The organism is Nocardia salmonicida (assembly GCF_036142455.1).
GTDB classification, from domain to species: domain Bacteria; phylum Actinomycetota; class Actinomycetes; order Mycobacteriales; family Mycobacteriaceae; genus Nocardia; species Nocardia salmonicida.
Genome location: NZ_CP108014.1, coordinates 3,077,430 through 3,101,832, shown reverse-complemented (window position 1 = coordinate 3,101,832; position 24,403 = coordinate 3,077,430). Strand labels below are relative to the sequence as shown.

The window sequence follows — 24,403 nt, the reverse complement described above, 5'->3', positions numbered from 1 at the left end:
GGGAGATCGCCGCGCACAGCCCGCTGACCGGGAAGACCAGGGCAGACGCGGTGGCCGACGACCCTAGCGTCGGGCTCGTGGACACCAGATATTCCGGGGGCGCCCGATGAACCGCATGCAGAACACCGTCGCGCTGGTCACCGGCGCGGCCGGGGGAATGGGCCGCGCCCATTGCCGTCGGCTGGCCGAGGAAGGCGCCGACATCATCGCCCTCGACATCGAGGCCGCCGCGGACGAATTGGGCAAGACGGCACGGGACGTCGAGTCGGTGGGCCGCCTGTGCGTCACCGGTGTCGCCGACGTGCGCGATCAGGCGCAGCTCGATGTGGCCGTAGCCGACGGGGTCGCCGCACTGGGCCGCCTCGACGTGATCGTGGCCAACGCCGGCATCTACACCGACCTCGGCCTGTCCTGGGAACTGTCGGACCAGGCCTGGCAGCGCACCATCGACATCAACCTCACCGGCATGTGGCACACCGTGCGGGCAGCCGTTCCGGCTCTGACCGACGGCGGCTCGGTCGTGATCGTGAGCTCCACCAACGGCATCGTCGGCGCGGCCGCGGCCGCGCACTACTCGGCGAGCAAGCACGCCGTGGTCGGCCTCGCCCGCACACTGGCCAATGAACTCGGCCCGCGCGGGATCCGGGTGAACACGGTGCATCCCGGCTCGGTCGCGACGCCGATGATCCTCAATGCCGCCGTGTACGCCAAACTGCGCCCCGACCTGCCGAATCCGACCCGCGAGGACGCGGCGGAGGCGCTCGCCCGCCGCACGATTCTGCCCGTTCCGTGGGTGGATCCGGTCGACATCAGCAATGCCGTGCTCTTCCTCGCATCCGACGAGTCCCGTTACGTGACGGGAATCCAACTCGTGGTCGATGCCGGACTTACTCAGAAGGTGTGACATGGGACGGGTTTCGGGCAAGATCGCGCTGATCACCGGCGCCGCGCGCGGCATCGGCCGCGCACAGGCGATCCGGCTGGCCGAGGAAGGCGCCGACATCGTCGCCGTCGATATCTGCGGGCCGGTCGAGACCGTGGTGTCGCCGGGAGCGACCCACGACGACCTCGCCGAGACCGTGCGCGCGGTCGAGGCGACCGGCGCGCGGATCGTCGCCGCGACCGTCGACGTCCGCGACGGCGCGGCGCTGCGGGCCGCGGTCGACGCCGCGACCGAGCAGTTGGGTGGTCTCGATATCGTCTGCGCCACCGCCGGAATCAGTTCCAGCGGCGGCGCACTGGAACTGACCGAACAGCAGTGGCAGACGATGATCGACGTCAACCTGACCGGCGTGTGGCAGACGTGCAAGGCCGCCACGCCACACCTGATCGCGCGCGGTGGCGGTGCGATGATCCTGACCAGCTCGATCGCCGGGCTACGCGGGCTGGTCGGCGTCGCGCACTACACCGCCGCCAAGCACGGGGTGGTGGGACTGATGCGCTCGCTCGCGAAAGAGCTCGCACCGCACCATGTCCGGGTGAACTCGGTGCATCCGACCAATGTCGACACCCCGATGATCCAAAACGACATGGTGCGCAGGGTGTTCCGGCCCGACCGGGACAACCCCACCCGCGAGGAATTCGCCGAGGCGGCCGTGACGATGAACATGCTGCCCATCCCGTGGGTCGAACCGGTCGACATCGCCAATGCCGCGCTGTTCCTCGCCTCGGACGAGGGCCGCTACATCACCGCGGTGACGCTGCCCATCGACGCGGGCAGCACCCAGCGTTAGTCGCGGGGATCCTCGGCCACAGAAACAACAAATGCGCGGGCTGCCGAATGGCAGCCCGCGCATTGTGCTGGTTCAGAGTGCGGTGTCCTTGCGAGTGAGGAAAGCCATGACCGCCGACTCGAATTCGTTCTTGCGTTCGATCATCGCCCAGTGCCCGCAGTTCGGGAACACGTGCAGTTCGGCGCGCGGGATCGTGCGCATCGGGATCAGTGCCATATCGAGGGGGCTCACGCGGTCGTCACGGCCCCAGGTGATCAGCGTGGGCGCCTGCACTTTGTGCAGCATCGCCCACGGTGGTGGGGCGTCGGAGGCTTCCATGGCGCGGACCATCATCGCGAACGCGGCCTTGCTGTACATCCGGCGGGCGCTGTCGAGGGTCGCGGGATCGGTGGCCTGGGTCCAGCGCTGCTCGATCAATTCCTCGGTGACCATCGCCGGGTCGTAGACCATCGAGTGCAGCCACTGGACCAACCGCTCGCGGGTGGGTTCCTCGGTGAACTCCTGCAGCAGCTTGATGCCCTCGCCGGGGCCGGGGCTGAAGAGGTTACGGCCGATGCCGCCGATCGTCACCAGCTTGCCGACCCGCTCCGGATGGGCGATGGCGTAGTTGAGCGCCACGCCGCCGCCCATCGAGTTGCCGATGATGTCGACGCTGTCCAGGCCGAGCGCGTCGACGAAACGGACCACCGCATCGAGCGCGGTGACCATCGGATGTCCGCCGAAGTCGTCGCTCACCCCGAAGCCGGGGAATTCCAGGACGAGACAACGGAATCGGTCCGCGAAGGTGGCGAGATTGGCGCCGAAGTTGCGCCACCCGGTGACGCCGGGCCCCGATCCGTGCAGGAGCAGCAGCGGTGGTCCCTCGCCCGCCTCGTGGTAGCGCAGGACACCCGCGTCGGTGGTGATCTCGCGCAGCGTGCCCTCGTAGCTCAGGTCGGTCATGCGTGGGTCCCGCCGTCGATGCGGATCTCGGTGCCGGTGATGAAGGCGCCGTCCTCGGAGACGAGCATCGCGATCACGCCCGCCACCGCCGTGGGGTCACCCATGCCCGCGCCGCCGGATTCGCGGTCGGTCGGCAGGACGGGAGACAGCTTGGAGAACAGAGCCCAGTCGGAGTCGGCGGGCACGTATCCCGGAGTGGCGTCGGTGATTCCGGACTTGATGCTGCCGGGCGCGACGCAGACCGCGCGCAGGCCCTTGCCGCCGTACTCGAGGGCGATGGCGTGGGTGAAGGACTGGATGCCGCCCTTGCTCGCCGCGTAGGCCGCCATGTACGGGTGCGCGAACGCGGCCGAGGTGGAGCTGAAGTTCACCACCGTCGCGCGCGGGTTGGCCAGCAGCGCGGGCAGTGCCTCGCGGACCACCAGGAAGGTGCCGGTGAGGTTCACCCGGATGATCAGGTCCCACAGGTCGAGGGAGGTCTGTTCGGTGTGCGAGGCGCGCAGGATGCCCGCCGCGTTCACCAGCGAATCCAGTCCGCCGAGGGTCTCCACCGAGGCGCGCACGCCCTCGACCACCGACTGTTCGTCGCCGATATCGATCACCAGGGTGGTGAGCCGGTCCGCGGTGCCGCGCTCGGCAGCCTGTGCGCTGGTCGCGGCGAGGCCGTCGGCCGACACGTCGGCGGCGACCACCGTGGCGCCCTCGTCGAGCAGCCGCAGCGCGGTGGCCTGGCCGATGCCCGATGCGGCGCCGGTGACCAGCGTCCGGTGGTTGTCGAGTCTGTTCATGGGTTCTCTCCTGGTCTGGGTGTCAGCCGAGTCGGCCGGGAACCGGTTCGTGGCGGAGCTGATCGGTCGCCAGCGCGCCTGCGCGGACGGCGTCCTCGATGGAATCGCGAAGGGCGGGGCAGGTGGGGATCCAACTGCTGTGTTCACCGAGCGCCGCGCGCCGAGCGAACTCGGGGCACGCGGACTCGGCGTCGTCGAGCCACTGGATGCTGGTGTGGCTCGGACTGAACTTCTCGGCGAGCACCTTGTTGCCGCAGGAAGCGCATTCGACGGGTTGCATTCTCACCCGCCTCATCGCTCGCCGGCGGCATGGCGCGCGCCGATGTAGCCGAACACCATGGCCGGACCGATCGTCGCGCCCGCGCCGGCGTAGTCGTTGCCCATCACCGCGGCGGAGGTGTTGCCCGCGGCGTAGAGGCCAGCAATGGGCGAGCCGTCGGCGCGCAGCACCTGGGCGTCGGCGTTGTAGACCAGTCCGCCCTTGGTGCCGAGGTCGCCGATCCGCACCCGCAGCGCGTAGTACGGACCCTTGTCCAGCACATCGAGCGCGGGCGTGGCCAGGGTCGGGTCGCCGTAGTAGTTGTCGTAGGCGCTCACCCCGCGACCGAAGTCCGCGTCGTGCCCGTCGCGGGCGAAACCGTTGAAGCGCCCGACGGTGTCGCGCAGACTGTCGACGGGAACGCCGATCGCCGCGGCCAGTCCCTCGATGTCGGGCGCGGTCTGCATCAGGCCGCTCGTCAGCCAGGAGGACGGGAACTTCTGGCCGGGCACGATGCCGCCGATGGGGTAGCGGCTCTTGGCTTTCGCGTCGAAGATCAGCCAGGCCGGATCGTGGCCGCCCTTCAGCTGGGCATGCACGAACGTCACATACGGCGACGCCTCGTTGGTGAACCGCTTGCCCGTGTTGTCGACGATGATCGAGCGCGGGATGGAGCGCTCCGACACCAGCACCTGATTGATGCCGTCCGGCCGCTGGAACGAGGGCATCCACCAGGCGTCGTCCATGAGATCGACTGCCGCGCCGACCTGCTCGCCCGCGATGATGCCGTCGCCGGTGTTGTCCGTCGACGCCGCGCTGAAATTGTCGCGCCCGCCCTCGGGCAGGTGGTCCTTGCGCATGGTCTGGTTGTACTCGAAACCGCCGGTGGCCAGCAGCACACCGTCGCGCGCCCTGATCCGGATCTCGCGGCCGTCGCGCTCGGCGAGCACGCCGAGCACCGCGCCCGTGTCGTCGGTGATCAGCGAACGCAACGGGGTGTCGAGCCACAGCGGCACTCCCGCATCGCGCACCGCCAGCCGCAGCCGGGCGATCAGTGCCCGGCCGAGCGTGTCCATGTGCCTGCGCAACACGATCGCCTTGATCGCCCGCAGGCCGGTCAGCAGCGCCGTCCAGCGCGCCCGCCAGGTGCGGGTCACCATATTGAGCTGGACGAAGTCCTTGGAGGTGATGAACAGTCCGGGCGGTGTCGCGAGCGCGGCGGGACGCAGGAGGTCCTCGTCCGCGCCGAGCTGTTTGAGATCGACCGGCAGCGGCTCGATGGACCGGCCCGCGGGCCGTCCGCCGGGCGCTTCGGGGTGATAGTCGGAGTAGCCGGCGCACCACTGGAATCGCAGGTGCGGGCTGGTCTCGAGGAAGGCCAGCATGCGCGGGCCCTCGTCGATGAACGCGTCGAGGTTCGTCGTCGGCACCCGGTCGCCGACAACGGCGTCGAGATAGGCGCGCACGTCGGCGCGGGAGTCACCGAGGCCCTCGCGCAGCAGCGTCGGGTTGTTGGGCACCCAGATGCCGCCGCCCGAGAGCGCGGTGCTGCCGCCGTAGACCGAGGCCTTCTCGATGACCAGGGTGTCCAGGTCGCGATCGGCGGCGGCGAGCGCGGCGGTGAGCCCGCCCGCGCCGCTGCCGACGACGAGGAAACCGACCTCGTGATCCCAGTGTTGTTCGGTCGCAGTCATGTCCGCCTCGCTCAGCCGACGACCATGTCGTCCTGGGACCAGAACGCGCGCATGCTCACGATGCGGGCGTCCTCGTCGAAGGTCATGACATCGATCGGGTCGAGGGTGAAGGTCTGCTCGCCGAACTTGGTGACCACCCGGAAGCTGAACGCGGCGCTGTCGCCCGCGACGCGGAGGGTGAACAGTTCGGTCGAACGCTCGAGCGGCTCGATGTTCTCGTAGAACTTCGTGATCGCCGCGTGCCCGATATGCGGCTCGGTGCCGACCGGGTCCTCCACCGTCGCGTCCTCGCGGTAGAGGGCGACGACGTCGGCGGCCGTACCGCTGCCGACGGCCTCCACATACTTGCGCACCGTCGCGCGAATGTCGTCCGCTGAAGCCATCGTGTCGCTCCTGAAATGTCGAAAGGGATGAGTCTGTGAACCGAACCACATGCGGTGGCCCGGATGCCCCGGTCTCTCCCGACCAGCGGGAGAGACCGGGAACGGGTCATTCGCCGAGGATGTGCCGAACGGCGAGGTGGCTGAACAGCATGGACGCGCCGATCGGATTGCCGCCGCCGGGGTAGACCTCGCCGCTCACCGCGGCCATGGTGTTGCCCGCGGCGTACAGGCCGGGAATCGGTTCGCCGTCGCGGCCGAGTACCCGCGCCGCGCTGTCGGTGCGCAGACCGCCCTTGGTGCCCAGATCGGAGATGCCGAACGCCGCCGCGTGGTACGGGCCCTTCTCGATGGTCACCAGCGGCGGTTCGCCGTTGGTGAAGGCCCGGTCGTAGGCCTCGTCACCCCGCCCGAAATCGGGATCGACGCCGGTGGGGACCATCGCGTTGAACCGCTCGACGGTGGCCTCCAGGTTCGCCGCGGGCACGCCGATCTTCGCGGCGAGCTCGGCGAGGGTGTCGGCGGTGTGCCACAGCCCCGCCTCGACGTACTTCTCGGTCTCGACCATGGAGACGTTGGTGGCCTTGATCGGGGGCACCTCGCCTTCTGTGTCGTCGTAGATCATCCAGAACGGCAGGGTCAGCCCGCGCTCGCGCATCTGCCGGATGACATCGCGCCCGAGCCGGTCATAGGGAGCGGACTCGTTGACGAAGCGATTGCCCTCCTGGTCGACGAAGATGCCGCCGGTGAACCACAGCGCGAACGCCGAACGCCCGTCGGGATGGGTCAGCCCGGGCGACCACCACGCCTGATCCATCAGATCGGTATCGGCGCCCGCCGCGATGCCCGCCTGGTGCGCCCTGCCCTGATTTCCCCAGGGCCCCATCGTGTCCCGTGCCTCGCCCGGCACGCCGTAGTGCTCGCGCAGTGCCTCGTTCTGCTCGAATCCACCCGCCGCGAGAATCACTCCGCGCCGGGCACGGATCGCGATCCTGGCGCCGTCGCGTTCGACGATCGCGCCGGTCACCACCCCGTCCTCGACCACCAGTTCCACCAGCGGCGAATCCAGATGCAGCCGCGCGTGCGGGTAGCTCGAGATCGCACGCAGCATCCGCCCGATCAGCGCCTGCCCGCCGATCAGCAGGTCCTGCGGGGGAGCGCCGAGCCGGTCGGCGTCGAGCGTTCCGCGCAACGATTCGCGCAGCGGACCCATCTCCGCGGCAGGCAGCGGCGTCGGCATGATGTGGCGCTGACCGTCGAGCCGGGCCTTAGGGGCCTTGCCGAAGTAGTCCGGCCACGGCAGCACCATGAACGCGAAATGGTCGTCGGCTTCGAGGTATTCGATGAGATCGCGACCCCGCCGGACGTAGGTCTGCTGCAACTCGTCCGGGGTGCGGTCGCCGACCACGGCGCGGTAATACGTCAGCGCGTCGTCGATGGTGTCGTCGGTGCCCGCCCGCTCGAGCACCGGGTTGCAGGGAAACCACACTCCGCCGCCGCCCGAGTACGCCGTCGTGCCGCCGAACTTGTCGGTCGCCTCGACCACCGCGACGCTGAGTCCCTCGCGGGCCGCGGTGTAGGCGCCGGCCAGGCCACCGCCCGACCCCGCGACCAGTACATCGACCTCGTCGTTCCAGTCCACCACTGTTTCCTCCTGGTACCACCTCGAATTGCGCTCGACGGTAGGCCCGCCGCCGGTGGCCGTGGGGCCGATCTCCCGATCACCGGGAGGGCATCGGTCCGCGAATGTGCCGGTCAGCGGGAAGGGGACCTGCTCGAACGGTGCGCGCGTCCTTAGCGTCGCCGCAGAGAAACCGGTCTCCATCGAAAGGTAGGCACTGTGAACCCCGAGACCCCATCGGCACCAGCGAAAGGCCCGACCGACGTCGACGTGGTCGTCGTCGGTGCGGGCATCGCCGGCCTCTACGCGCTGCACCGCTTCCGCGGCAGCAGCCTCACCGTGCGGGTGTTCGAAGCCGGTGACGGCGTGGGCGGCGTCTGGTACTGGAACCGCTATCCGGGCGCGCGCTGCGATGTCGAGAGCGTCGACTACTCGTACTCCTTCGACGACGCCCTGCAACAGGAATGGAACTGGAGCGAGAAATACGCCACCCAGCCCGAGATCCTTTCCTACCTCGAGCACGTCGCCGATCGCTACGACCTGCGTCGCGACATCGAATTCGGTACCCGTGTCACCGATATCGTGCTCGACGAGCAGACCCTGCGCTGGCAGGTCGACACCGACACCGGCCGCGCGGTCTCGGCCCGGTTCGTCGTGCTGGCCACCGGCCCGCTGTCGAACGCGAACACCCCGGCCATCGACGGACTCGAGACCTTCGCCGGGCAGATCCTGCACACCTCGCACTGGCCGCACGAGGGGGTCGACCTCACCGGCCGCCGGGTCGGCGTGATCGGTACCGGATCCTCCGGTATCCAGACGATCCCGTGCGTGGCCGAACAAGCGCAGCGGTTGCACGTGTTCCAGCGCACCGCCAATTACAGTGTGCCCGCTGGCAATACGCCGCTGACCGAGCAGGATCGGGCGGCGCAGAAGGCGAACTATTCCGAGCGCAGGCGGCTGTCGATGGCCAGCGGCGGCGGTTCGCCGCATCAGGCGCATCCGGATTCCGCGGTCGCGGTGAGCGATCGGGAACGGCGCGAGGCCTACGAGAAGCGCTGGGCACTGGGCGGTGTGCTGTTCAGCAAGACCTTCCCCGACCAGCTGACTACCCTCGCCGCCAACGACACCGCGCGCGAATTCTGGGAGGAGAAGGTGCGGGCCGTGATCGAGGACCCGCGCGTCGCCGATCTGCTCGTCCCGCACGACCACCCCATCGGCACCAAACGAATCTGCACCGATACGAACTACTACCAGACCTTCAACCGCGACAATGTCGAGCTGGTCGACCTGAAGGCCACGCCGATCACCCGGATCGACGCCGCGGGCGTGCACACCACCGACGCGCACTACCCGCTCGACACCCTGGTGCTCGCGACCGGATTCGACGCGATGACCGGCTCGGTATCGCGGATGAACATCGTCGGCCGGGGTGGCGAGACGCTCAACCAGGCATGGCGGGAAGGGCCGAAAACCTATCTGGGACTGGGGATGACAGGCTTTCCGAACCTGTTCAACCTCACCGGGCCCGGCAGTCCGTCGGTGCTGGCCAATATGGTGCTGCACTCGGAACTGCACGTGGACTGGGTGGCCGAGGCCATCGGCTTCCTCGACGGCAGGGGAGCGGTGGCGCTCGAGGCCCGCCGGGACGCGGTGTCGGAGTGGGTGCTCGAATGCGTCGACCGGGCCGCGGGAACGCTGATGACACAGGCGAATTCGTGGTATCTGGGCGCGAATATCGAGGGCAGGCCCCGGGTGTTCATGCCGTTCGTGGGCGGCTTCGGCGTCTATGGGGAGATCATCGCCGAGGTCGCGGCCGCCGGGTACAAGGGTTTCGACGTCATCGAGGCGTGACACACGACAACGGGGTGGTCCGCAGGACTACCCCGTTGTCGTCGGATCAGGACGCGAAGCCGCCGAACCCGCCCTTGTAGAACAGCAGCGGCTCGGCGCCCTCGGTGGCCCGCAGGTCACCGATGCGGGCGAGCACCACGGTGTGGTCGCCCGCATCGTGCTCGAGCTCGACGGTCACCTCGATCTGGGCCAGCGCCCCGGCCAGCGCGGGCGCGCCGTTGCCCGCCCTGTCCCACTCGACACCGGCGAACTTGTCGGCGCCGCTCACCGCGAACTGGCGACACAGCGCGCTCTGGTCCTGCGCCAGGATGTTGATGCACAGGGCGCCCGCCTCGCGCAGCAGCGGCCAGCTGGTCGAACTCTTGGCCGGGCAGAACGACACGTACGGCGGGTCCAGCGACACCGACACCACCGACTGACAGGTGAAGCCGAGCGGTCGCGTGCCGTCGTGGGCGGCGATCACCGCGACGCCGGTCGCGAAGTGACCGAGCACTCTGCGTAGGTCCGCGGGGGCCGGGATACCTGCGTCGACGACGACGTTGTCCGCATTCATAGGGGTCCTTCCGAACGGAATTCGATGTTTCCCAGAATCCGGGAAGATCGGGGCGCGGCTCAAGACGGCCTCCCGGTCAGCGGTTGTTGACGGGTGAATTCCGATAATGGCGGTTGCTAGCATTCAGCAATGGCTACCCCTGACCCCGATACCGGCGTGCCGAATCTGCCGCCGACCAGCTGGGCGGTGCTCGCCATGCTCTCGTACGAGGAGGAGATCTCCGGCTACGACCTGAAGAAATGGGCCGATTGGAGCCTGCGCTACATCTATTGGACCCCGTCCTACAGCCAGATCTATGCCGAGCTGAAGAAGCTCGAGCAGCACGGCTTCGCGAGTTCGCGCCTCGACCCCGACAACACCATGCGCGCCAGGCGGCTCTACCAGATCACCGCGGAGGGTCGGGCCGCGGTGACCACGTGGTGGAACAAGGCGCCCGTCGATCCGTCGGTACTCAAACACCACGTGCTGCTGCGCGTCATGTTCGGCCATCTCGGGTCCCCGGATCGGCTCAAGCAGATCCTGCACGACCATATCGCCGATGTCGACAAACTCGCGCAACGCGCCGCGATCGATGCCGAAGCCGCGAAATCCGAACCGGGCTGGGCTTATTCGCAGCTGGTACTGCAATGGGCGCAGCGCCATTACGCGACCGAACGCGACCTCGCCCAGCAGCTGATCGATGACATCGACAACGCGGCCACCACATTGGCGGACGCCGAACACGACGACCGTGCCGAATACCCCCATCCGACGCCGGGACGCTGGCGCGAGATCGAGCAGCGCGTGCGCGCGGAAGAACTCGAGCAGCACGACCCGGCAGACTAGGCCGTGATTTCCAGTCCTGGCTCAGATCTTGAAGCGTCCCGCGAAGGCTCGCAAGGGAAGGTCCGCGCTGGTGATGATTCCCGCGGGCGCCGCGACCACCGAGGTGATGGCGTTGAGTGCGGGCAGCCCGGTCACGGTCATGCCGATCGAGGCGAAGTTGCTCGGATCCGACAGGTCGAACCCTTTACGAGGGAAGATCATGTGCTTGCTATAGATGTTGGGATCGCCGGTTACCTCAGTGATGTAGCAGCCTTTGATATTCCACGCCGGATCGGTGTGCGGGGTCATTTGCCATTCGAGATGTGATTCCACCCGCGCGACTCCGTCGACCATGCCCTGGTACTTGATGTAGTTGGCACCCAAAGACCCTTTCGGCAGGAAGTACCAGCCGAGATCGACGTCCTCGGTGCAGGCGCCGAGTTCGTACCCGAACCGCACTTCGTCGAGTTCGAGGCCGAAGGCATCGGCCATCAGGTAGACGGCGTCGGCGAAGACCGCGGTGTATTTGTGCAGCGATTCCCCGATCGTGGGATCGTCGATCGGTCGCCCGTACCCGACGGCCTTCCAGGTGTCGACCGAGTGGTGACACGAGACGTCGACCGATTCGGTGACGGTGATGTTCTCGATCTCGGAAACATCGGCGGTATGCACGATTCCGAGGATCTGACTCAGTCCCGGATTCATGCCGGTGCCGTAGAAGGTGGCATTGCCGCGCTCGCACGCGGCCGCGATCACCTCGCTCACCTTCCTGCCGGACGGGTGCGGATGGTTGGTGTCGCGGTGGAAGCCGGTGATCCAGTCCGCGGTGGTCACCACATCGATGCCTGCCTCGAGGACTTTCTCGTAGAGGTCCTCGTCGGGAAATACGCCGTGAAAGGTGAGCACGTCGGGTCGTGCGGCGATGATCTGCTCCACCGAGCCGGTAGCGGTTACTCCGATCGGATCGATACCGACGATCTCCCCGGCGTCGCGTCCGATCTTGTCGGGCGAATAGCAATGCAGTCCGACCAGTTCGAGATCGGGATGCTGCTGGATGCGGCCGATCATCTCGGTGCCGAGATTGCCGGTCGCCACTTGGAATACACGGACTCTGCCGGAGGTGCTCATGATGTGAATCCTTGTGTCGCGGGTCGCTGGTCGAGAGCTGTGGCTGCGCCGGTGTCGGGATAGAACTGGGCGGCCCACGCGCGCAACGCGGTGAACCCGTCGAATTCCTTGCGCGACAACGCTGGTGGGTCGGAGTAGCGCTGATGCGCCCAAATGTGGATATCGGCTGCGAACTGCTCGATGATGTAGGCGGCCATCGTCTTGCCGTAGGTGGTGATCTCGGAGCTGTCGTCGCCGGGTTCGCGTCCGATCCAGACGGTGAAGCGGACGTCGCAGGTGGCATCGTCGACCGGTGTCACCGCGGGCATGGTGCGGTTGTCGACCATGCCCCAACTCTTGGTGACCGTGCAGCCAAGGCCCGCGTTGATCGATTCGACTCCGCTGTTGACGTCGTTCTCGGCGATGCCGGTGTCGAAGGCGATGGTGAAGTCCACGAACGACACCGGCCCGGAGAAGTCGTGGCGAGTGAAATTCGGGACGAACGGTGTTTTGTGCACGAACGTGAAGTGGGCGAAGTCGACACCGTTCTCCAGTACGTACTGCGGATGGAGTTCCAGCTGCTGCCGATAGAGCGTCGCAACGGGTATCGGCTGGTAGTAGTCCTGGGCGGTCTTGTCGTCGTCGAAGTCCGCGAAGATGTCGGGCACCTCGAAATAGGGGGCCCGGCCCTGGGTGTCGTACCAGATCCACACCGCCTCGTTGCGCTCCACCACCGGATAGCTGCGGATGCGGCGACCCTTGTTCGGATGGCTCTCGTACGGGATGCAGACATTGCGCCCTTCGCGGTTCCATTCCCAGCCGTGGAACGGACACACGAGATTCTCGCCCTCGACATGCCCGCCGTAGCCGAGGTGGGCGCCCAGATGCTCGCAATAGGCGTCGAATACCGCGATCCGGCCGGAAGCCGAACGCCAGGCGACCATTTCGCGCCCGAAATACTTCATCCGGTGGACGGCGCCTGCGGTGATCTCGGTGCACCACGCCACTTGGAACCAGCCTGTCGGCTCCATGGGCAGGGGTGTTTTGGCCATCGGAATCCTCCAGAGGCACCCGGCGCGTGCCGACGCGGTCATGAGCTGTTCGGTGTGATGCCGACCACAGAACGGAATTAGAATAGAACCCTCTATCAAAAAATACAAGAGGGTTCGGTGAAACTGGAACAGGCAGCTCGGAGCGGCTAGAGTCGAGCCTCGTGACAGAACCGGCGATCGGTGGGCGACGCGCGAACAGGCGTGGTATCGAATCGCGAGACAGCATGATCAAGGCGGCTATCGCGTCGTTGGCCACCGGCGATCCCGCAGCGGTATCGGGCAATCGCATCGCTCGCGATATCGGTGCCACCTGGGGTGTGGTCAAGTACCAGTTCGGTGATATCGACGGCCTGTGGGCCGCGGTGCTGCGCTACACCGCCGACAAGCGCGGCGACCTACCCGCGAATCTGCGGCCGGACGGGACATTGCACGAACGCGTCGCTGCCCTTGTCGACGCCATGGCCGTCGGCCTGCGCACGCCGGAATCACTGGCCATCGAGACGTTGCGCGCCGCGCTACCGCGCGAGCAGGCCGAACTCGAACGCGAGTTCCCGCTCACCGCCGCGGAATTGTCGTCGTGGAAACCGAACTGGGACGATGCGTGTCACCGTGCGTTCGCGGATCTGGGGGTCGACCCGGTCAGGGTGCGGCAGGTGGCCGCGCTGATCCCCGCCGCGATGCGCGGCATCACCTCCGAACGCACGCTCGGCACCTACGGCAACCTCGAGGATGCCCTCGCCGGACTCACCGGCAGCATCGTGGCCTACCTACAGACCTGAGTCAGGCGCGCCCGATCGCGGGTAGCGTCGCACCGAAAAGGAGAGAAATCATGATCGCAGTCATCGCCGAGGTCACCGTCAAAGCCGGTGCGGGTGCGGAGTTCGAAGCCGTCGTCGCCGATCTCATCGAACAGATCAAGGCCAATGAGCCGGGCAATCTGACCTACCAATTGGTGCGTTCGCGCACCGATGCCGAGCACTACCGGTTCTTCGAACTGTATTCCGACGACGCTGCTGTCGAAGCCCACGGCCGGTCGGACCATTTCCGCGCGGCGGGCAAGTTGATGGCTCCCTTGCTGGCGGGTGCGCCGAAGATCGAGTACTTCACCGCGGTCTGAACCCGAACTGCTGCGCCGGTGGTGAGTTGGCTCGACCTTTCTCGAGCCAACCGCGCCGACGACAGGACCATCAATCCGTCGTGCTGGCGTGTGCCGCGATAATCCGCCAGCCATGCGTATCGTCGTGCAACCAGGAACGCGTGTAACGCATCCTGGCTCCGAAAGGCTCGCCGTTGACGGTCCCCTCGACGGTCCCGAGAAACCAGGTCACCCCGGCACGCCCGTCGGTGAGTACGTTCAATTCTTCCTCGACCAGGGCCGTCATCACCTGCGTCCGGGTGCGGTGCAGCTCCAGGTCATCGGCCTTGGTGTAGGTGTCCGCGCCGAAGGTGAAGATCAATCGGTCATCCAGTAGATGATCCAGCGCCTGCACATCACCAGCAAGTTGCGCGGCCTGCAACCGCCGCTCGGCGTCGCGTAAGTTCTCCATGCGCCTCACCCTGCCAGCCGATGTCGCACTCACGCCACGATGTTCGCGTTCGGCTGAGACCGCGGCGACCGGCGCGCGAAGTTGCCTCGAATCGAGGGGATCGAGGTTCCAGGCGGGTCGCCATGAATTTCGGGGATCGGCCGAGGCTAGTGGCTTCGCTCGCCCCGGCCATCGGCAGATCCCGGGAGGTCGAGCATCTCGCGCACCATGGCCCAGATCTCTTTGCGCGCGGACACGGTGGCGGCCAGCGACGGGATGCTGAGGAATCCGTGGAACAGCCCGTCGTAGCGGCGATGCCGGACCGCGACACCGTCGGTTGCCAAGCGCTGGGCGTAGGCGTCGCCTGAGGCGCAGGGTGGGTCGAGTTCAGCGGTGATCACGACGGCGGGCGGTAGACCGGCGAGTGAGTCGGCCCTGGTCGGCACGAGGCGAACGTCGTCGGTGCCGTCCGGGGCGTAGTTCTGCCAGTACCACCGCATCGCGCTGGTCGTGTTGTAGTGGCCGGTGCCGAAACGCCGGTAGGACTCGGTCTCGACGTCGTCGTCGATCACCGGATAGATCAGGATCTGCCCCGCGAGCCGCGGACCGCCGCCGTCCCTGGCGGCGATGGCCACGGTGGCCGCGAGATTGCCGCCGGCGCTGTCACCGGCCAGTGCGATCCGCGACGGATCACCGCCGTAGGCGCCGGCGTTGTTCGCGGCCCACCGCAGCGCCGCGAACATGTCGTCGTGCGCCGCGGGGCCGGGATGCTCCGGCGCGAGCCGGTAGTCGACCGAGATCACCAGCGCGCCGACACCGGCCGCCATCGAGCGGCAGAACTCGTCGTGGCTGTCGAGATCGCAGAACACGAAGCCACCGCCGTGGGCGAACACGATCACCGGCAGGGCCCCACCGTCGTGATGGGGACGGAACACGCGCAGCGGCAGTGGGCCGCCGGGTCCGTCGATCGTGAGGTCGCGCGCTCGGCGCATGTCGGGAAGTCGTTGCAGCGGGGCGCGTCTGGCGCGGATCGCGGCGCGCACATCGGCCGCGGCCATCGTGGCGACATCGGGGAATCCGGCGTCGAGCGTGGCGAGCATGGCCGCGACCTCCGGATCGGGAACCGCACCCGGCCCGGTGGTCGGGAAAGTTCGCACAGTCACTGGTCCTCCTGGTCTTCGGCGACGCGATCGGCGGTCGAGCACGTCGTCGGCCTCACCGTAGAACCGGTGCGGCGCGATCCGAACCGCGTTCTCCCACTGTGCGGAAACACCAGGTCGATGCCCGTCGACTCGGTCGACCGACAGTCGTCGCGGATGCGTCACCCGTTGTTCTGATTTGCGGTGCGCAGTGCGCGGTGTCCGGTAGTGGCGATGTGATGGGCGGCGAGGTAGGCGAAGACGATCGCGGGTCCGATGGTGGCGCCGGGTCCGGCATAGGTGTGGCCCATGACCGGTGTCGCGGTGTTGCCCGCGGCGTAGAGGCCTTCGATGACGGTGTGGTCGGCGCGCAGGACTCGGCTGTGTGTGTCGGTGACCAGACCGCCTTTCGTGCCGAGGTCGCCGGGTACCAGGCGGGCGGCGTAATAGGGGCCGGTGGCCAAGGCGCCGAGGTTGGGATTGGGGTGTTGACGGGGGTCGCCGTAGTAACGGTCGTAGGCGCTGTCGCCTCGACCGAAGTCCTCGTCGACACCGGTGCGGGCGAAGGTGTTGAACCGGTTCACCGTGCCGGTGAGTCGCTCGGCGGGCACGCCGATCTTGTCGGCGAGTTCGCCGATGGTGGCGGCGCGGGCGAGCACACCGGCATCGAACCAACGCCGGGGCAGGGGTTGTCGCGGGGGAAGGCCCGCGAACAGGTAGCGGTTGCGGTAGCGCTGGTCGAAGATCAGCCAAGCGGGCAGGTTTTCCGCTGGACCGTCGCCCTGTCCGTATTCTCCGCCGTACATGCGGTGTACGGCATCGACATAGGGCAATGATTCATTCATGAACCGTTGGCCGCGGTCGTTGACGATGAGGCTGCCGGGCAGATTCCGTTCAGCCAGGCAGAACCACGGTTGACGAGGTAACGGGATCGATGGTCCCCACCAGGAGTCGTTCATGAATCCGGTCGCCGCGCCCAGAGCGGCACCGGCAGCGATACCGTCGCCGGTGTTGGCGGCGGCGCCGACGGTCCACTCCGAGCCGATGGGTGCGCGCTGATGTAGTTGACGGAGAGCAGAATTGCGTTCGAAGCCGCCACACGCCAAGATCACCCCGGCTCGCGCGGTGATGCGGTGTTCACGGCCGCCACGGCGCACGATCGCGCCGGTGACTCGGTCATCGGTGCGGATCAACTCGAGAAGTGGGGTGTCGAGCAGCAGCGGGACCCCGGCGTCGAGCATCCCTGTCCGCAACATGGCGCTCAACGCCTGGCCGCGAGCGAGTAGGTGACGGCCTCGGACGCGAGCGGTGAGCCAGCGGGCGGCGATTCGGATCGCGTGCCAGGGCGCACGGGGATTGCGCAACCCGAGGTGGATCTGACGGAAGTCGGCCTGGGTGAGCACGAAATTGCGGGGGGCCTTCGAGTAGTCGGGTTCGAGGGTGGCCAACTCCGCACCAAGCCCTCGGGCGTCGAAGGGGGAAGGTTCGATGGAACGCCCGTGGCTGCGACCACCTTCGGCCTCGGGGTAGTAGTCGCTGTAACCAGGCACCCACCGCATCCGCAGCGGGCTGTGAGCAGTGAGGAAGTCGAATACCTGCGGCCCGTGGTCGATATAGGTGTCGATCTTGTCCTTGTCGACTGCTGGGCCGATGATGTCGGTCAGATAGGTGCGCGCGGCCTCGAGGTCGTCATCAGGCGCTTCCTGGCGCAGCACGGTATTGCTCGGAATCCAGACGCCACCTCCGGACCTGGCGGTGGATCCGCCCCAATGGGTGGCCTTTTCGACGACGAGTACCGAAAGCCCGTGGTGGGCAGCGGTGATCGCGGCGGTCATCCCGGCGGCGCCGGAGCCGACCACCAGTACGTCGACGGTGTCGGTATCGCTGTGTTCTGGGTGCATGACTGGGGTGGATTCCTATCTGTGAAATACATCGGGAGCCAGGGAGATCAAGCCTCGGCGCTACGCCATCGAGGGCCATGAACTGCGGCCAGCGCGGATTCCATACACATCGGCAGCGACGTCGCCGGGTCTTGTGCGTCGCGTAGCCATTGCAGGAGACCGAACTCCGCGGCCGCGAGCATCAGATGCACCAACAGTCCCGGCGTGGGATCGGCCTCGGGATCGCGTGACATCCGGTTGGCGACGAGTTCGACCAACCGGACCCGATGATCGGGCGGGATCAACGTGACCCGCTCCAGCAGGTGCGGTGCTGTCGTGAACGCCGCTCGCCACTGCTCGAGCTCCTCGACCGCCATGGACGTCGAACGCGCAAGGATCGCCCCCGCCAACGCGATATCGGCCGGCTCGTTTCCGGGCCGGGCCTCCAACAGGCCGGCGATACCGGCACCTCCTTCCCGTACCGGTTCGAGCAGCAGATCCTCCTTGCTCCGCACATGCCGGAAATACGTACTCGGCGATACCCCCGCCTCAGTCGCGATCTGCTCGGTGGTCACCGCCTCGAACCCCGACCGTGCGAACAACCCGTAGGCCGCCCGCTGAATGTCGTCGCGAACCCGACGACGTTGCCGATCGCGCAATGACACCGCCCACCACCTTTCGAGAACCGTGCGACGAACTATCCACCGCATCACAGGTGAAAGTATCACTCGAGATGACAGTCACTGTCAATGTGGTTCTTAGTGTCAATCAATTGGTCACGAATACGCTCTCGCGAGCGTCGGGTTCGAGTGACCGGCCCATGGCCGCGTTCTCCCACTGGGCGGAAACACCAGGTCGATGCCCGTCGGCGGCTGCCTACGGTCGGCGGATGGAAGCCACGAAGGTCTACGTGATCGACACCGTAGTGACGAAGCCGGGCCGCGCCAGAGAATTCGTCGACGCCTATCTGCGCGACTACGCGCCGGGCGCGCGGGAACGCGGCATGGTGCTGGAGCGGATCGTGGTGAGCCCGCCCGTGTGGTTCCCGGACGAGTCGAACACGGTCATCGCGAGTTGGGTGCTCGAGGGTGCTCAGGGCTGGTGGGCGATGACCTGGCAGGGGCGTCGCGACGAGTCGGTGCGGCAGTGGTGGGCCGCGGCGGCGGACCTGATCGTCGAACGGACTCGCGCCACCGGTGCGCTCGCCGCCGATGTCGACAGGCTCGGCGATGTTTGAGGTGACGCGGCTGGTGCATCTCTCGCCCGACGTCGACCCCTACGCACGTGACCGGTTGATGACCGGGCTGCGTGGAATCGCCGCTCCGGTGGCGCGCCGCGTGTTGGTCCAACCCACGTTGCCGGGAGTCCGCAACGGCGGTGATGTGCTGGTGCACTTGCGCTTCGACGAGTCCGCCGACTGGACGGGGACCACTGCCGAGGTGGACACGCTGCTGAGTGAGAGTCCGGTGGCCCACGTCGACGGCGCCGAATATCAGGGCGGCACAACGGGTATCGCCGAACCGGACGCCACCGGATCGGTGTACCGGGTCCTGCTGCTACGTGTCGCGCCGGGCACACCGCGCGCGACGATCGAGCGCTTCGAAGCGGACCTGCTGCGGATGCCCCGCTATCTACCGAGCATCCGGTCCTGGCAGTTGAGCCGGGTCACGCGCGGTACCGGATCCTCGCCGTGGACCCATGTCTGGGAACAGGAGTTCACCGACCTGGACGGCCTCGCCGGCCCCTATCTGATGCATCCCGTCCACTGGGCGTACGTCGACCGATGGTTCGATCCCGAATGTCCCGAAGTGATTGTCCGCGACCGTATCTGTCACAGCTTCTGCGTGAACAGTCCGGCCTGACCCTCGCGCCGGTCGCCGCCCGAATCCGGGCCGGCGACTCGGTGAGGTGATGGATCAGGCTGTGCGCGGACCACGCTGCTCCGCGTACGGACGCGCCGCCGGGCCCACCCCGAGCGGGCGGGGATGCTGCTGCAACGTCGGATGCACCCGCACCCGGCCGTCGTCGACGTGGCGCCAGATATTGAGCGCGGTCGTGCGCACCGGCGCGCTGAGACGGTGATCGAACAGCATCCGATCCAGCGGCCCGCACACCGACACCGCCGCCACAGCGGCCTCGCCGAGATCGCCGATGGGCGCCGCGATACAGCCGAAGCCCGGCAGGGATTCCTCGCGTTCGACGGCGATTCCGTGCGCGCGCACCTTGTCCAGTTCGGTGTCGAGCTGGGCCTTGGTGGTGATCGAGTAGCGCGTGCGCGCGCCGACCTGGCCTGCGAGGGCGTCGGCGATGCGGCGCTCGTCGGAGTAGGCCAGGATCGCTTTGCCGACCGCGGTGCAGGCGGCGGGGCGCCTGCCGCCGACGCGGGTGGGCACCACCGCCGACAGCTCGCCGCCGACCTTGTCGAGGTAGACGACGTCGGGACCGTCCAGCACGGCCAGGTGCACGACGAACCCGGTGACCCGGTGCAGCTCGTGCAGGAACGGCATCGCCGCACGGTGCAGCCGGTCCTGGTGCACCGCCAGCGAGCCGAGCTCCATCAGCCGGATGCCGAGCTCGTAGTCGCGCCCTTCACGACGTAGCCAGCGCAGCTGCACCAGCCGATCGAGCATGCGATGCGCCGAGGACCGGGGTAGACCGGTGCGCCGGACGATCTGGGCGAGGGTGAGCCTGCCCGGGCCGTCGAAGGCGTCGAGCAGCAGGGACGCGCGATCGAGGATCGCGCTCGGGGTGGTGGCCTCGGCCTGGATGACCATGAGCTCTCCATTCGGATCTACGAGCTGATGCCCACTCGCATATTTCGATTAGGCATATACCTATTCATACCATCCGTTGTGGTCGTTGTCACATGATTCGGCAGGTCCATATCAAGACGACGGCCCCCGGTCCGAGCGATGGGCTCGGGCCGGGGGCCGTCGTGGGTCGGGTACGGGGTTACATCGCCGCGAGCGGCTCGCTACCGGACCAGTCGTGGCCCCAGTAGCTGTCGGCGGTGATCTCCTCAGCGCTGTAGGAGGTCTCGTCGACCCGCATGCCTTCGGTGCCGAACTCGATGTCCCAGCCGCCGGGCGCGCGGACGTAGAACGAGACCATCTTGTCGTTGGTGTGCCTGCCCAGCGTGGACGACACCGAGAAGCCGTCCTTGGTCACCCGGTCCAGCGCCTGACCGACAGCGTCGAGGCTGTCGACCTCCACCATGATGTGCACCAGGCCGGGCGCGCCGCCGTGCGGAGCCGGGCACAGCGCCAGGCTGTGATGGCGTTCGTTGACGCCGAGGAACCGCACCCGCATCGGGCCGTACTCCGGCGGCGCCGGGATCCGGAAGGCGCCACGCGGCAGGAACCCGAGCACGTCGGTGTAGAAATCGAACGCGCCGTTGGGGTCCATCGTCGGCAGCACGACATGGCCGAGGCCCTGTGCGCCGGTCACGAATTTCGCGCCGAACGGCGTCACCACCGGACTGTGGTCGAGCACCGCGCCGTGGAACACCTCGAGGGTGGCGCCGGTCGGGTCCTGGAAGGTGATGACCTCCTCGACCCGGCGTGCGTCGGCCTCCTCGACCGACAGCGGTTTCACCGCGATCCCGGCCGCCGTCACGGCTTCCTGCACGCGGAGCAGGGCCGCGTGGTCGCGCACTTCCCAGCCGATCGTCACGATGGCGTCGCTGTCACCGGGCACGATCGTGATCCGCGCCGCGCGCTCGTCCATGCGCAGATACAGCGCGTTCTCGTCGGGCCCGTTGCCCTGCGCGAAGCCGAGCACCTCGAACGCGAATTTGCGCCAGCGGTCCATGTCGGCGGTCTGGATCTTGACGTAGCCGAGGCCTTTGATGTCTGTCATTTCCGTTGTCCTTCTGGGTATTCGGGTCAGATCATCGAGCGCAGGTTGTCCGCGGGCTCGAGACCGAGGGAGCTGACGGCCGAGGCGTGATACACCGTGCTCGGCACGTGGATGGCGTGGGCGAGGCCGACGTGCGCGTCGCGCCAATAGCGCTGCAGCGGCTTGTCGATCCGCATGGCGTTGCCGCCGGAACGGGCGAAGATCTGGTCCACGGCGGTGACCGCGCGCCAGGCCGCGCGGACCTGGGTGCGCCGGACCGCGGCCCGCTCGGCGAAGCTGATCTCCTTGCCGGCGTCGACGGCGTCGAAGATCATGTCGGCGTTCGCGAGGAGTTCCTGGCGCGCGGCGTTGATGTCGGCGGCGGCCTCGCCGATGGCGAACAGCACGTACGGATCGTCCTTGACCGCGGTGCCCTGTGCGCCGACGCGGTCGCGCTGGTAGTCCAGGTGCGCGGCCAGCGCGCCCTCGGCGATGCCGACCACCGCGGAGCTGATGCCCAGCGGGAACATCGTCGACCACGGCATCTTGTACAGCGTCTCGGTGACCCCGTACTCCTTCTGCGCGGTGCCGTCGATGACGTGGTCGCCGTTCATCACCCGATAGTCGGGCACGAACGCGTCCTTGACGATGATGTCCTTGGAACCGGTGCCCTTGAGGCCCACCACATTCCAGGAGTCCTCGACGATCTGGTAGTCCTGGCGCGGCAGGATCATGTGCAGCATCGTCGGCGGCATGGCCATCTTGCCCTCGGTGTCACCGAGCATGGCGCCGAGGAAGATCCAGTCGCAGTGATCGGTGCCGGAACTGAACTGCCAGCGGCCGTTGAAGATGTAGCCGCCGTCGACCGGTCGGGCGATGCCGGTCGGCGCGTAGGGCGAGGCCATCCAGGTGTCGTGGTCGTCGGCCCACACCTCGTCCTGCACCTTCGGGTCGGCGAAGGCCAGCTGCCACGGGTGCACGCCGACGATGCCGGCGATCCAGCCACTGGCCGGGTCGAGCGCGGCGGTAGCCATCACCGTCTCGGCGAACTCGCGCGGGTGCGCCTCGTAACCGCTGTACTTCTTGGGCTGGAGCAGACGGATCGGGCCCGCCGTCTTCAGCAGCTGGGCCGTGGCATCGGGCAGCTGCCCGAGACGCTCCGCCTCCGGTGCCTGCTCGCGCAGCTGGTCCGCGATGGCGGCGATATTGTCGAGAACTCTGGTCATCTCCGATGATGCTTTCTGTTCGTGGTGGGGTGAGGGATCAGGACATGGTGTCGATGACGGCGCCGCGGGCGATGTTGTCGGCGACCTCGGCTTCCCAGCTCGTCACCGCGCGGTCGGTATCGATCTCGAACTCGAACCGCTTGGTCATGTCCTCGGTGACGTCGTCGACGTCGACATAGAACTGCTTGTACCAACGGCGCAGCTGATACACCGGGCCGTCTTCCTCCGACAGCAGCGGATTGTCGATGGGCGCCTTGTTCTTCCAGATCTCGACGTCCTGCTCGAAGCCGTACTCGACGCCCTGCGCGAACTGCGCCGCCATCGCGTCGGCGTCCTCGTCGGACATGCCCTCCGGCTTCTTCACCATCGCGCCGTACTGCAGCACGAACGAGTTCTCGTCGACCGGGTAGTGGCAGTTGACGAGCACCGTCTCGATAGTCATGCCCTGCGCCTCGCTCCACAGCCAGTCGAGCATGTAGGACGGACCGAAATACGACGCGTCCGAGCGCAGGGTGGAATTCGGATCGTCGTAGCTGGTGCCGACCGTGATATCCATGCGCGGGGTCGAGCGCATGTACTGGGTGGCGACGTGACCCTCGAAGACGTTCTTGAAATAGCGCGGGAACGAGTAGTGCACGTAGAAGAAGTGCGCCATGTCGACGACGTTGTCGACGATCTCGCGACAGTGCGAGCCCTCGATCAGAATCGAATTCCAGGTCAGGTCGGTCCATTCCGGGGTGCCGTAGCCCTCGATCTCGGGAATGGTCACCTCGTCGGTGGGCTTGCTGCCCTGCGGGTCGTGCCAGACGTAGAGCTGGCCGTTGCGCTCGAGCGTCGGCCAGGTGCGCGTCTTGGCCAGCGGCGGGACCCGGCGCGCGTACGGAATCGCCGTGCACTTGCCGTTGCCGCCCCAGCGCCAGTCGTGGAACGGGCAGGCGATCGAGTCGCCCTTGATGGTGCCGTGGGCCAGGTTGCCGCCCATGTGGCGGCAGTAGCCGTCGAGTACGTGCAGCGCGCCGTCGGATTCGGACTGGAACACCACGAGCATGGTGCCGAAGGCCTTCACCTCGTGCGGGTTGCCGTCGCGGAACGACGAGAGCAGGCCGAGGCAGTGCCAGCCGCGCGCGAAGCGGGTGGGCGCGGCAGCAGCCTCGATCTGTCGGTAGTCGGTGGCGTCGGGTGTTCGGCCGTTCGGCGGGTTCTCCGGCATCGAAACCTCCATGTTCGGACGGAGTGGGGATGAGCTGCGCCGATGGTCGCGCTGTGCGCGGGTGTTCGGGCCGTCGCGTTCCCGGTCAGCGGACATGTTTTCGGCGCGGTCGACCCGGCGTCCCGATGAGTGGGAGCGGAACCGATCACAACGGGCGCAGCGGTCCTACCGTGACGGCATGCTCCTGGAAACCGATGCCATCCGGCTGTTCGCCGAGGCGGCGCGCTCGCACAACCCGGCCTACCGGCTCGCCGATCGGCCGGTGGTGCCGCCGACCTTCCTGCCCGCCGACGGATTCGCCTCCGGCGTGGGGGAGCGGGTCGAGACCGATCATCGGTTCTTCGGTCCGCCGCCCCGCGCGGGTGACCAGCTGACCGCGATTCGCGCGGGCGCGACCACCGACCAGCCCGCCGCCGTCGCCACGGAGTCGCTGACCCGATACTTCGACCGCACCGGCGGTCTGGTCGCCGAATCCTGGGCTACGGCGGAAACCTTTGCGGGCGAGCAGGTGTCGCCACAGGCGGCGGCGCTGTTGGCGACCTATGCCACCGACTGGCTCGGGGCCGAGGCTATCCGCCGATTCCGTACCAGGTCGGTGCGACCTCTGCCGCCCGGTGAGGTCATGTCCTGTTCGGGCCGCGTCACGCAGAGCTATGTGCAGGACGGCGAATCGCGCGTCGATGTCGCACTGGCCGGCGCCGATGCCGCGGGCAACGTCGTCGTGCGGGCGTGGGCGACGTTCACGGTGACCGATGACGCGACTCCGGACCCGGCCGGGCGGCCCGCGAACGGGTAGTCGAC

Annotated in this window: 26 protein-coding genes; 9 read left to right on the top strand and 17 right to left on the bottom strand. The window is 67.5% G+C overall.

Annotated elements, in window-relative coordinates; genetic code table 11:
* Positions 1 to 106: 106 nt before the first annotated feature.
* A complete protein-coding gene (locus OHS03_RS14730) occupies positions 107 to 904 on the top strand; it encodes a mycofactocin-coupled SDR family oxidoreductase (RefSeq protein ID WP_328663324.1) in 798 nt (265 codons plus the stop codon).
* Between the two features lies 1 nt (position 905).
* A complete protein-coding gene (locus OHS03_RS14725) occupies positions 906 to 1,733 on the top strand; it encodes a mycofactocin-coupled SDR family oxidoreductase (RefSeq protein ID WP_328663321.1) in 828 nt (275 codons plus the stop codon).
* A gap of 72 nt (positions 1,734 to 1,805) precedes the next feature.
* Here the strand turns inward: OHS03_RS14725 and OHS03_RS14720 are convergent, their stop codons facing one another.
* The 6 genes from OHS03_RS14720 to OHS03_RS14695 form a co-directional block, all read right to left on the bottom strand.
* Positions 1,806 to 2,675 (bottom strand): alpha/beta fold hydrolase, encoded by an 870-nt coding sequence (locus OHS03_RS14720; RefSeq protein ID WP_328663319.1) that lies wholly within the window; start codon positions 2,673 to 2,675, stop codon positions 1,806 to 1,808.
* Positions 2,672 to 3,463, bottom strand: a complete 792-nt coding sequence (locus OHS03_RS14715; RefSeq protein WP_328663317.1) for an SDR family NAD(P)-dependent oxidoreductase — start codon at positions 3,461 to 3,463, stop codon at positions 2,672 to 2,674. Before OHS03_RS14715 ends, OHS03_RS14720 begins: the two co-directional genes overlap by 4 nt.
* 22 nt (positions 3,464 to 3,485) lie before the next feature.
* A complete protein-coding gene (locus OHS03_RS14710) occupies positions 3,486 to 3,743 on the bottom strand; it encodes a hypothetical protein (RefSeq protein ID WP_062989633.1) in 258 nt (85 codons plus the stop codon).
* An 11-nt stretch (positions 3,744 to 3,754) separates the two neighbouring features.
* Positions 3,755 to 5,416, bottom strand: a complete 1,662-nt coding sequence (locus OHS03_RS14705; RefSeq protein WP_056809645.1) for an FAD-binding protein — start codon at positions 5,414 to 5,416, stop codon at positions 3,755 to 3,757.
* Positions 5,417 to 5,427: 11 nt separating this feature from the next.
* Positions 5,428 to 5,799, bottom strand: a complete 372-nt coding sequence (locus OHS03_RS14700) for a nuclear transport factor 2 family protein (protein WP_056809643.1) — start codon at positions 5,797 to 5,799, stop codon at positions 5,428 to 5,430.
* 106 nt (positions 5,800 to 5,905) lie between these two features.
* Complete coding sequence (locus OHS03_RS14695; RefSeq protein WP_328663316.1) at positions 5,906 to 7,441, bottom strand: FAD-binding protein; 1,536 nt, start codon at positions 7,439 to 7,441, stop codon at positions 5,906 to 5,908.
* 195 nt (positions 7,442 to 7,636) lie between these two features.
* Between OHS03_RS14695 and OHS03_RS14690 the strand changes: the two genes are divergently transcribed.
* Entirely contained in the window at positions 7,637 to 9,268 is a 1,632-nt protein-coding gene (locus OHS03_RS14690) for a flavin-containing monooxygenase (protein ID WP_328663313.1), read from the top strand.
* A 46-nt stretch (positions 9,269 to 9,314) separates the two neighbouring features.
* On the opposite strand, the gene OHS03_RS14685 is transcribed toward OHS03_RS14690, so the two are convergent.
* Positions 9,315 to 9,821, bottom strand: coding sequence for a flavin reductase family protein (locus OHS03_RS14685; RefSeq protein WP_056809639.1), 507 nt, complete (start codon positions 9,819 to 9,821; stop codon positions 9,315 to 9,317).
* A gap of 129 nt (positions 9,822 to 9,950) precedes the next feature.
* On the opposite strand from OHS03_RS14685, the gene OHS03_RS14680 reads away from it, so the two are divergent.
* Complete coding sequence (locus OHS03_RS14680; protein WP_056809637.1) at positions 9,951 to 10,646, top strand: PadR family transcriptional regulator; 696 nt, start codon at positions 9,951 to 9,953, stop codon at positions 10,644 to 10,646.
* A 21-nt stretch (positions 10,647 to 10,667) separates the two neighbouring features.
* Here OHS03_RS14680 and OHS03_RS14675 read toward each other — a convergent pair whose 3' ends face one another.
* Positions 10,668 to 11,753 carry an NAD(P)H-dependent amine dehydrogenase family protein gene (locus tag OHS03_RS14675; protein ID WP_328663311.1) on the bottom strand — a complete coding sequence of 362 codons (1,086 nt, stop codon included), beginning with the start codon at positions 11,751 to 11,753 and terminating at the stop codon, positions 10,668 to 10,670.
* Entirely contained in the window at positions 11,750 to 12,784 is a 1,035-nt protein-coding gene (locus OHS03_RS14670) for a Rieske 2Fe-2S domain-containing protein (RefSeq protein ID WP_328663309.1), read from the bottom strand. The genes OHS03_RS14675 and OHS03_RS14670 overlap by 4 nt, the downstream gene beginning before the upstream one ends.
* A gap of 161 nt (positions 12,785 to 12,945) precedes the next feature.
* Here OHS03_RS14670 and OHS03_RS14665 point away from each other — a divergent pair, with 161 nt between their 5' ends.
* Positions 12,946 to 13,563, top strand: a complete 618-nt coding sequence (locus OHS03_RS14665; RefSeq protein ID WP_063006516.1) for a TetR/AcrR family transcriptional regulator — start codon at positions 12,946 to 12,948, stop codon at positions 13,561 to 13,563.
* A 50-nt stretch (positions 13,564 to 13,613) separates the two neighbouring features.
* The gene (locus tag OHS03_RS14660) at positions 13,614 to 13,901 is read left to right on the top strand and encodes a putative quinol monooxygenase (RefSeq protein ID WP_194824950.1); all 288 of its coding nucleotides are present in this window, start codon (positions 13,614 to 13,616) and stop codon (positions 13,899 to 13,901) included.
* Between the two features lie 70 nt (positions 13,902 to 13,971).
* Here OHS03_RS14660 and OHS03_RS14655 read toward each other — a convergent pair whose 3' ends face one another.
* The 4 genes from OHS03_RS14655 to OHS03_RS14640 all read right to left on the bottom strand — a co-directional run bounded on the left by OHS03_RS14655 (position 13,972) and on the right by OHS03_RS14640 (position 17,994).
* Positions 13,972 to 14,364, bottom strand: a complete 393-nt coding sequence (locus OHS03_RS14655) for a nuclear transport factor 2 family protein (RefSeq protein ID WP_328663307.1) — start codon at positions 14,362 to 14,364, stop codon at positions 13,972 to 13,974.
* 113 nt (positions 14,365 to 14,477) lie between these two features.
* On the bottom strand, positions 14,478 to 15,473 hold the full coding sequence (locus OHS03_RS14650) for an alpha/beta hydrolase (RefSeq protein ID WP_328663305.1): 996 nt from the start codon (positions 15,471 to 15,473) through the stop codon (positions 14,478 to 14,480).
* 158 nt (positions 15,474 to 15,631) lie between these two features.
* Positions 15,632 to 17,350, bottom strand: coding sequence for a 3-oxosteroid 1-dehydrogenase (kstD, locus tag OHS03_RS14645; RefSeq protein WP_328663303.1), 1,719 nt, complete (start codon positions 17,348 to 17,350; stop codon positions 15,632 to 15,634).
* Between the two features lie 47 nt (positions 17,351 to 17,397).
* Positions 17,398 to 17,994 (bottom strand): TetR/AcrR family transcriptional regulator, encoded by a 597-nt coding sequence (locus tag OHS03_RS14640; protein WP_328663301.1) that lies wholly within the window; start codon positions 17,992 to 17,994, stop codon positions 17,398 to 17,400.
* 224 nt (positions 17,995 to 18,218) lie between these two features.
* On the opposite strand from OHS03_RS14640, the gene OHS03_RS14635 reads away from it, so the two are divergent.
* Both OHS03_RS14635 and OHS03_RS14630 read left to right on the top strand, forming a co-directional pair.
* On the top strand, positions 18,219 to 18,566 hold the full coding sequence (locus tag OHS03_RS14635) for a hypothetical protein (protein WP_328663300.1): 348 nt from the start codon (positions 18,219 to 18,221) through the stop codon (positions 18,564 to 18,566).
* Entirely contained in the window at positions 18,559 to 19,191 is a 633-nt protein-coding gene (locus OHS03_RS14630) for a Dabb family protein (protein ID WP_328663298.1), read from the top strand. Before OHS03_RS14635 ends, OHS03_RS14630 begins: the two co-directional genes overlap by 8 nt.
* A gap of 54 nt (positions 19,192 to 19,245) precedes the next feature.
* Here the strand turns inward: OHS03_RS14630 and OHS03_RS14625 are convergent, their stop codons facing one another.
* The 4 genes from OHS03_RS14625 to OHS03_RS14610 all read right to left on the bottom strand — a co-directional run bounded on the left by OHS03_RS14625 (position 19,246) and on the right by OHS03_RS14610 (position 23,602).
* A complete protein-coding gene (locus OHS03_RS14625) occupies positions 19,246 to 20,103 on the bottom strand; it encodes an IclR family transcriptional regulator (RefSeq protein WP_328663297.1) in 858 nt (285 codons plus the stop codon).
* Positions 20,104 to 20,281: 178 nt separating this feature from the next.
* Positions 20,282 to 21,187, bottom strand: coding sequence for a biphenyl-2,3-diol 1,2-dioxygenase (gene bphC, locus OHS03_RS14620; RefSeq protein ID WP_328663295.1), 906 nt, complete (start codon positions 21,185 to 21,187; stop codon positions 20,282 to 20,284).
* 26 nt (positions 21,188 to 21,213) lie between these two features.
* Positions 21,214 to 22,392: an acyl-CoA dehydrogenase family protein gene (locus tag OHS03_RS14615; protein ID WP_328663293.1), complete on the bottom strand. Its 1,179-nt coding sequence runs from the start codon at positions 22,390 to 22,392 to the stop codon at positions 21,214 to 21,216.
* A gap of 37 nt (positions 22,393 to 22,429) precedes the next feature.
* Positions 22,430 to 23,602, bottom strand: coding sequence for a 3-ketosteroid-9-alpha-monooxygenase, oxygenase component (locus OHS03_RS14610; RefSeq protein WP_442942358.1), 1,173 nt, complete (start codon positions 23,600 to 23,602; stop codon positions 22,430 to 22,432).
* Between the two features lie 178 nt (positions 23,603 to 23,780).
* Between OHS03_RS14610 and OHS03_RS14605 the strand changes: the two genes are divergently transcribed.
* The gene (locus OHS03_RS14605; RefSeq protein WP_328663289.1) at positions 23,781 to 24,398 is read left to right on the top strand and encodes a hotdog family protein; all 618 of its coding nucleotides are present in this window, start codon (positions 23,781 to 23,783) and stop codon (positions 24,396 to 24,398) included.
* Positions 24,399 to 24,403: the final 5 nt, after the last annotated feature.

Excerpts from the sequence above, each read along its gene's own strand:
- OHS03_RS14730 (WP_328663324.1), top strand. The coding sequence starts at position 107 with ATGAACCGCATGCAGAACACCGTCGCGCTGGTCACCGGCGCGGCCGGG.
- OHS03_RS14725 (WP_328663321.1), top strand. The coding sequence starts at position 906 with ATGGGACGGGTTTCGGGCAAGATCGCGCTGATCACCGGCGCCGCGCGC.
- OHS03_RS14720 (WP_328663319.1), bottom strand. The coding sequence starts at position 2,675 with ATGACCGACCTGAGCTACGAGGGCACGCTGCGCGAGATCACCACCGAC.
- OHS03_RS14715 (WP_328663317.1), bottom strand. The coding sequence starts at position 3,463 with ATGAACAGACTCGACAACCACCGGACGCTGGTCACCGGCGCCGCATCG.
- OHS03_RS14710 (WP_062989633.1), bottom strand. The coding sequence starts at position 3,743 with ATGCAACCCGTCGAATGCGCTTCCTGCGGCAACAAGGTGCTCGCCGAG.
- OHS03_RS14705 (WP_056809645.1), bottom strand. The coding sequence starts at position 5,416 with ATGACTGCGACCGAACAACACTGGGATCACGAGGTCGGTTTCCTCGTC.
- OHS03_RS14700 (WP_056809643.1), bottom strand. The coding sequence starts at position 5,799 with ATGGCTTCAGCGGACGACATTCGCGCGACGGTGCGCAAGTATGTGGAG.
- OHS03_RS14685 (WP_056809639.1), bottom strand. The coding sequence starts at position 9,821 with ATGAATGCGGACAACGTCGTCGTCGACGCAGGTATCCCGGCCCCCGCG.
- OHS03_RS14680 (WP_056809637.1), top strand. The coding sequence starts at position 9,951 with ATGGCTACCCCTGACCCCGATACCGGCGTGCCGAATCTGCCGCCGACC.
- OHS03_RS14675 (WP_328663311.1), bottom strand. The coding sequence starts at position 11,753 with ATGAGCACCTCCGGCAGAGTCCGTGTATTCCAAGTGGCGACCGGCAAT.
- OHS03_RS14670 (WP_328663309.1), bottom strand. The coding sequence starts at position 12,784 with ATGGCCAAAACACCCCTGCCCATGGAGCCGACAGGCTGGTTCCAAGTG.
- OHS03_RS14660 (WP_194824950.1), top strand. The coding sequence starts at position 13,614 with ATGATCGCAGTCATCGCCGAGGTCACCGTCAAAGCCGGTGCGGGTGCG.
- kstD (WP_328663303.1), bottom strand. The coding sequence starts at position 17,350 with ATGCACCCAGAACACAGCGATACCGACACCGTCGACGTACTGGTGGTC.
- OHS03_RS14635 (WP_328663300.1), top strand. The coding sequence starts at position 18,219 with ATGGAAGCCACGAAGGTCTACGTGATCGACACCGTAGTGACGAAGCCG.
- OHS03_RS14630 (WP_328663298.1), top strand. The coding sequence starts at position 18,559 with ATGTTTGAGGTGACGCGGCTGGTGCATCTCTCGCCCGACGTCGACCCC.
- OHS03_RS14625 (WP_328663297.1), bottom strand. The coding sequence starts at position 20,103 with ATGGTCATCCAGGCCGAGGCCACCACCCCGAGCGCGATCCTCGATCGC.
- bphC (WP_328663295.1), bottom strand. The coding sequence starts at position 21,187 with ATGACAGACATCAAAGGCCTCGGCTACGTCAAGATCCAGACCGCCGAC.
- OHS03_RS14615 (WP_328663293.1), bottom strand. The coding sequence starts at position 22,392 with ATGACCAGAGTTCTCGACAATATCGCCGCCATCGCGGACCAGCTGCGC.
- OHS03_RS14610 (WP_442942358.1), bottom strand. The coding sequence starts at position 23,602 with ATGCCGGAGAACCCGCCGAACGGCCGAACACCCGACGCCACCGACTAC.
- OHS03_RS14605 (WP_328663289.1), top strand. The coding sequence starts at position 23,781 with ATGCTCCTGGAAACCGATGCCATCCGGCTGTTCGCCGAGGCGGCGCGC.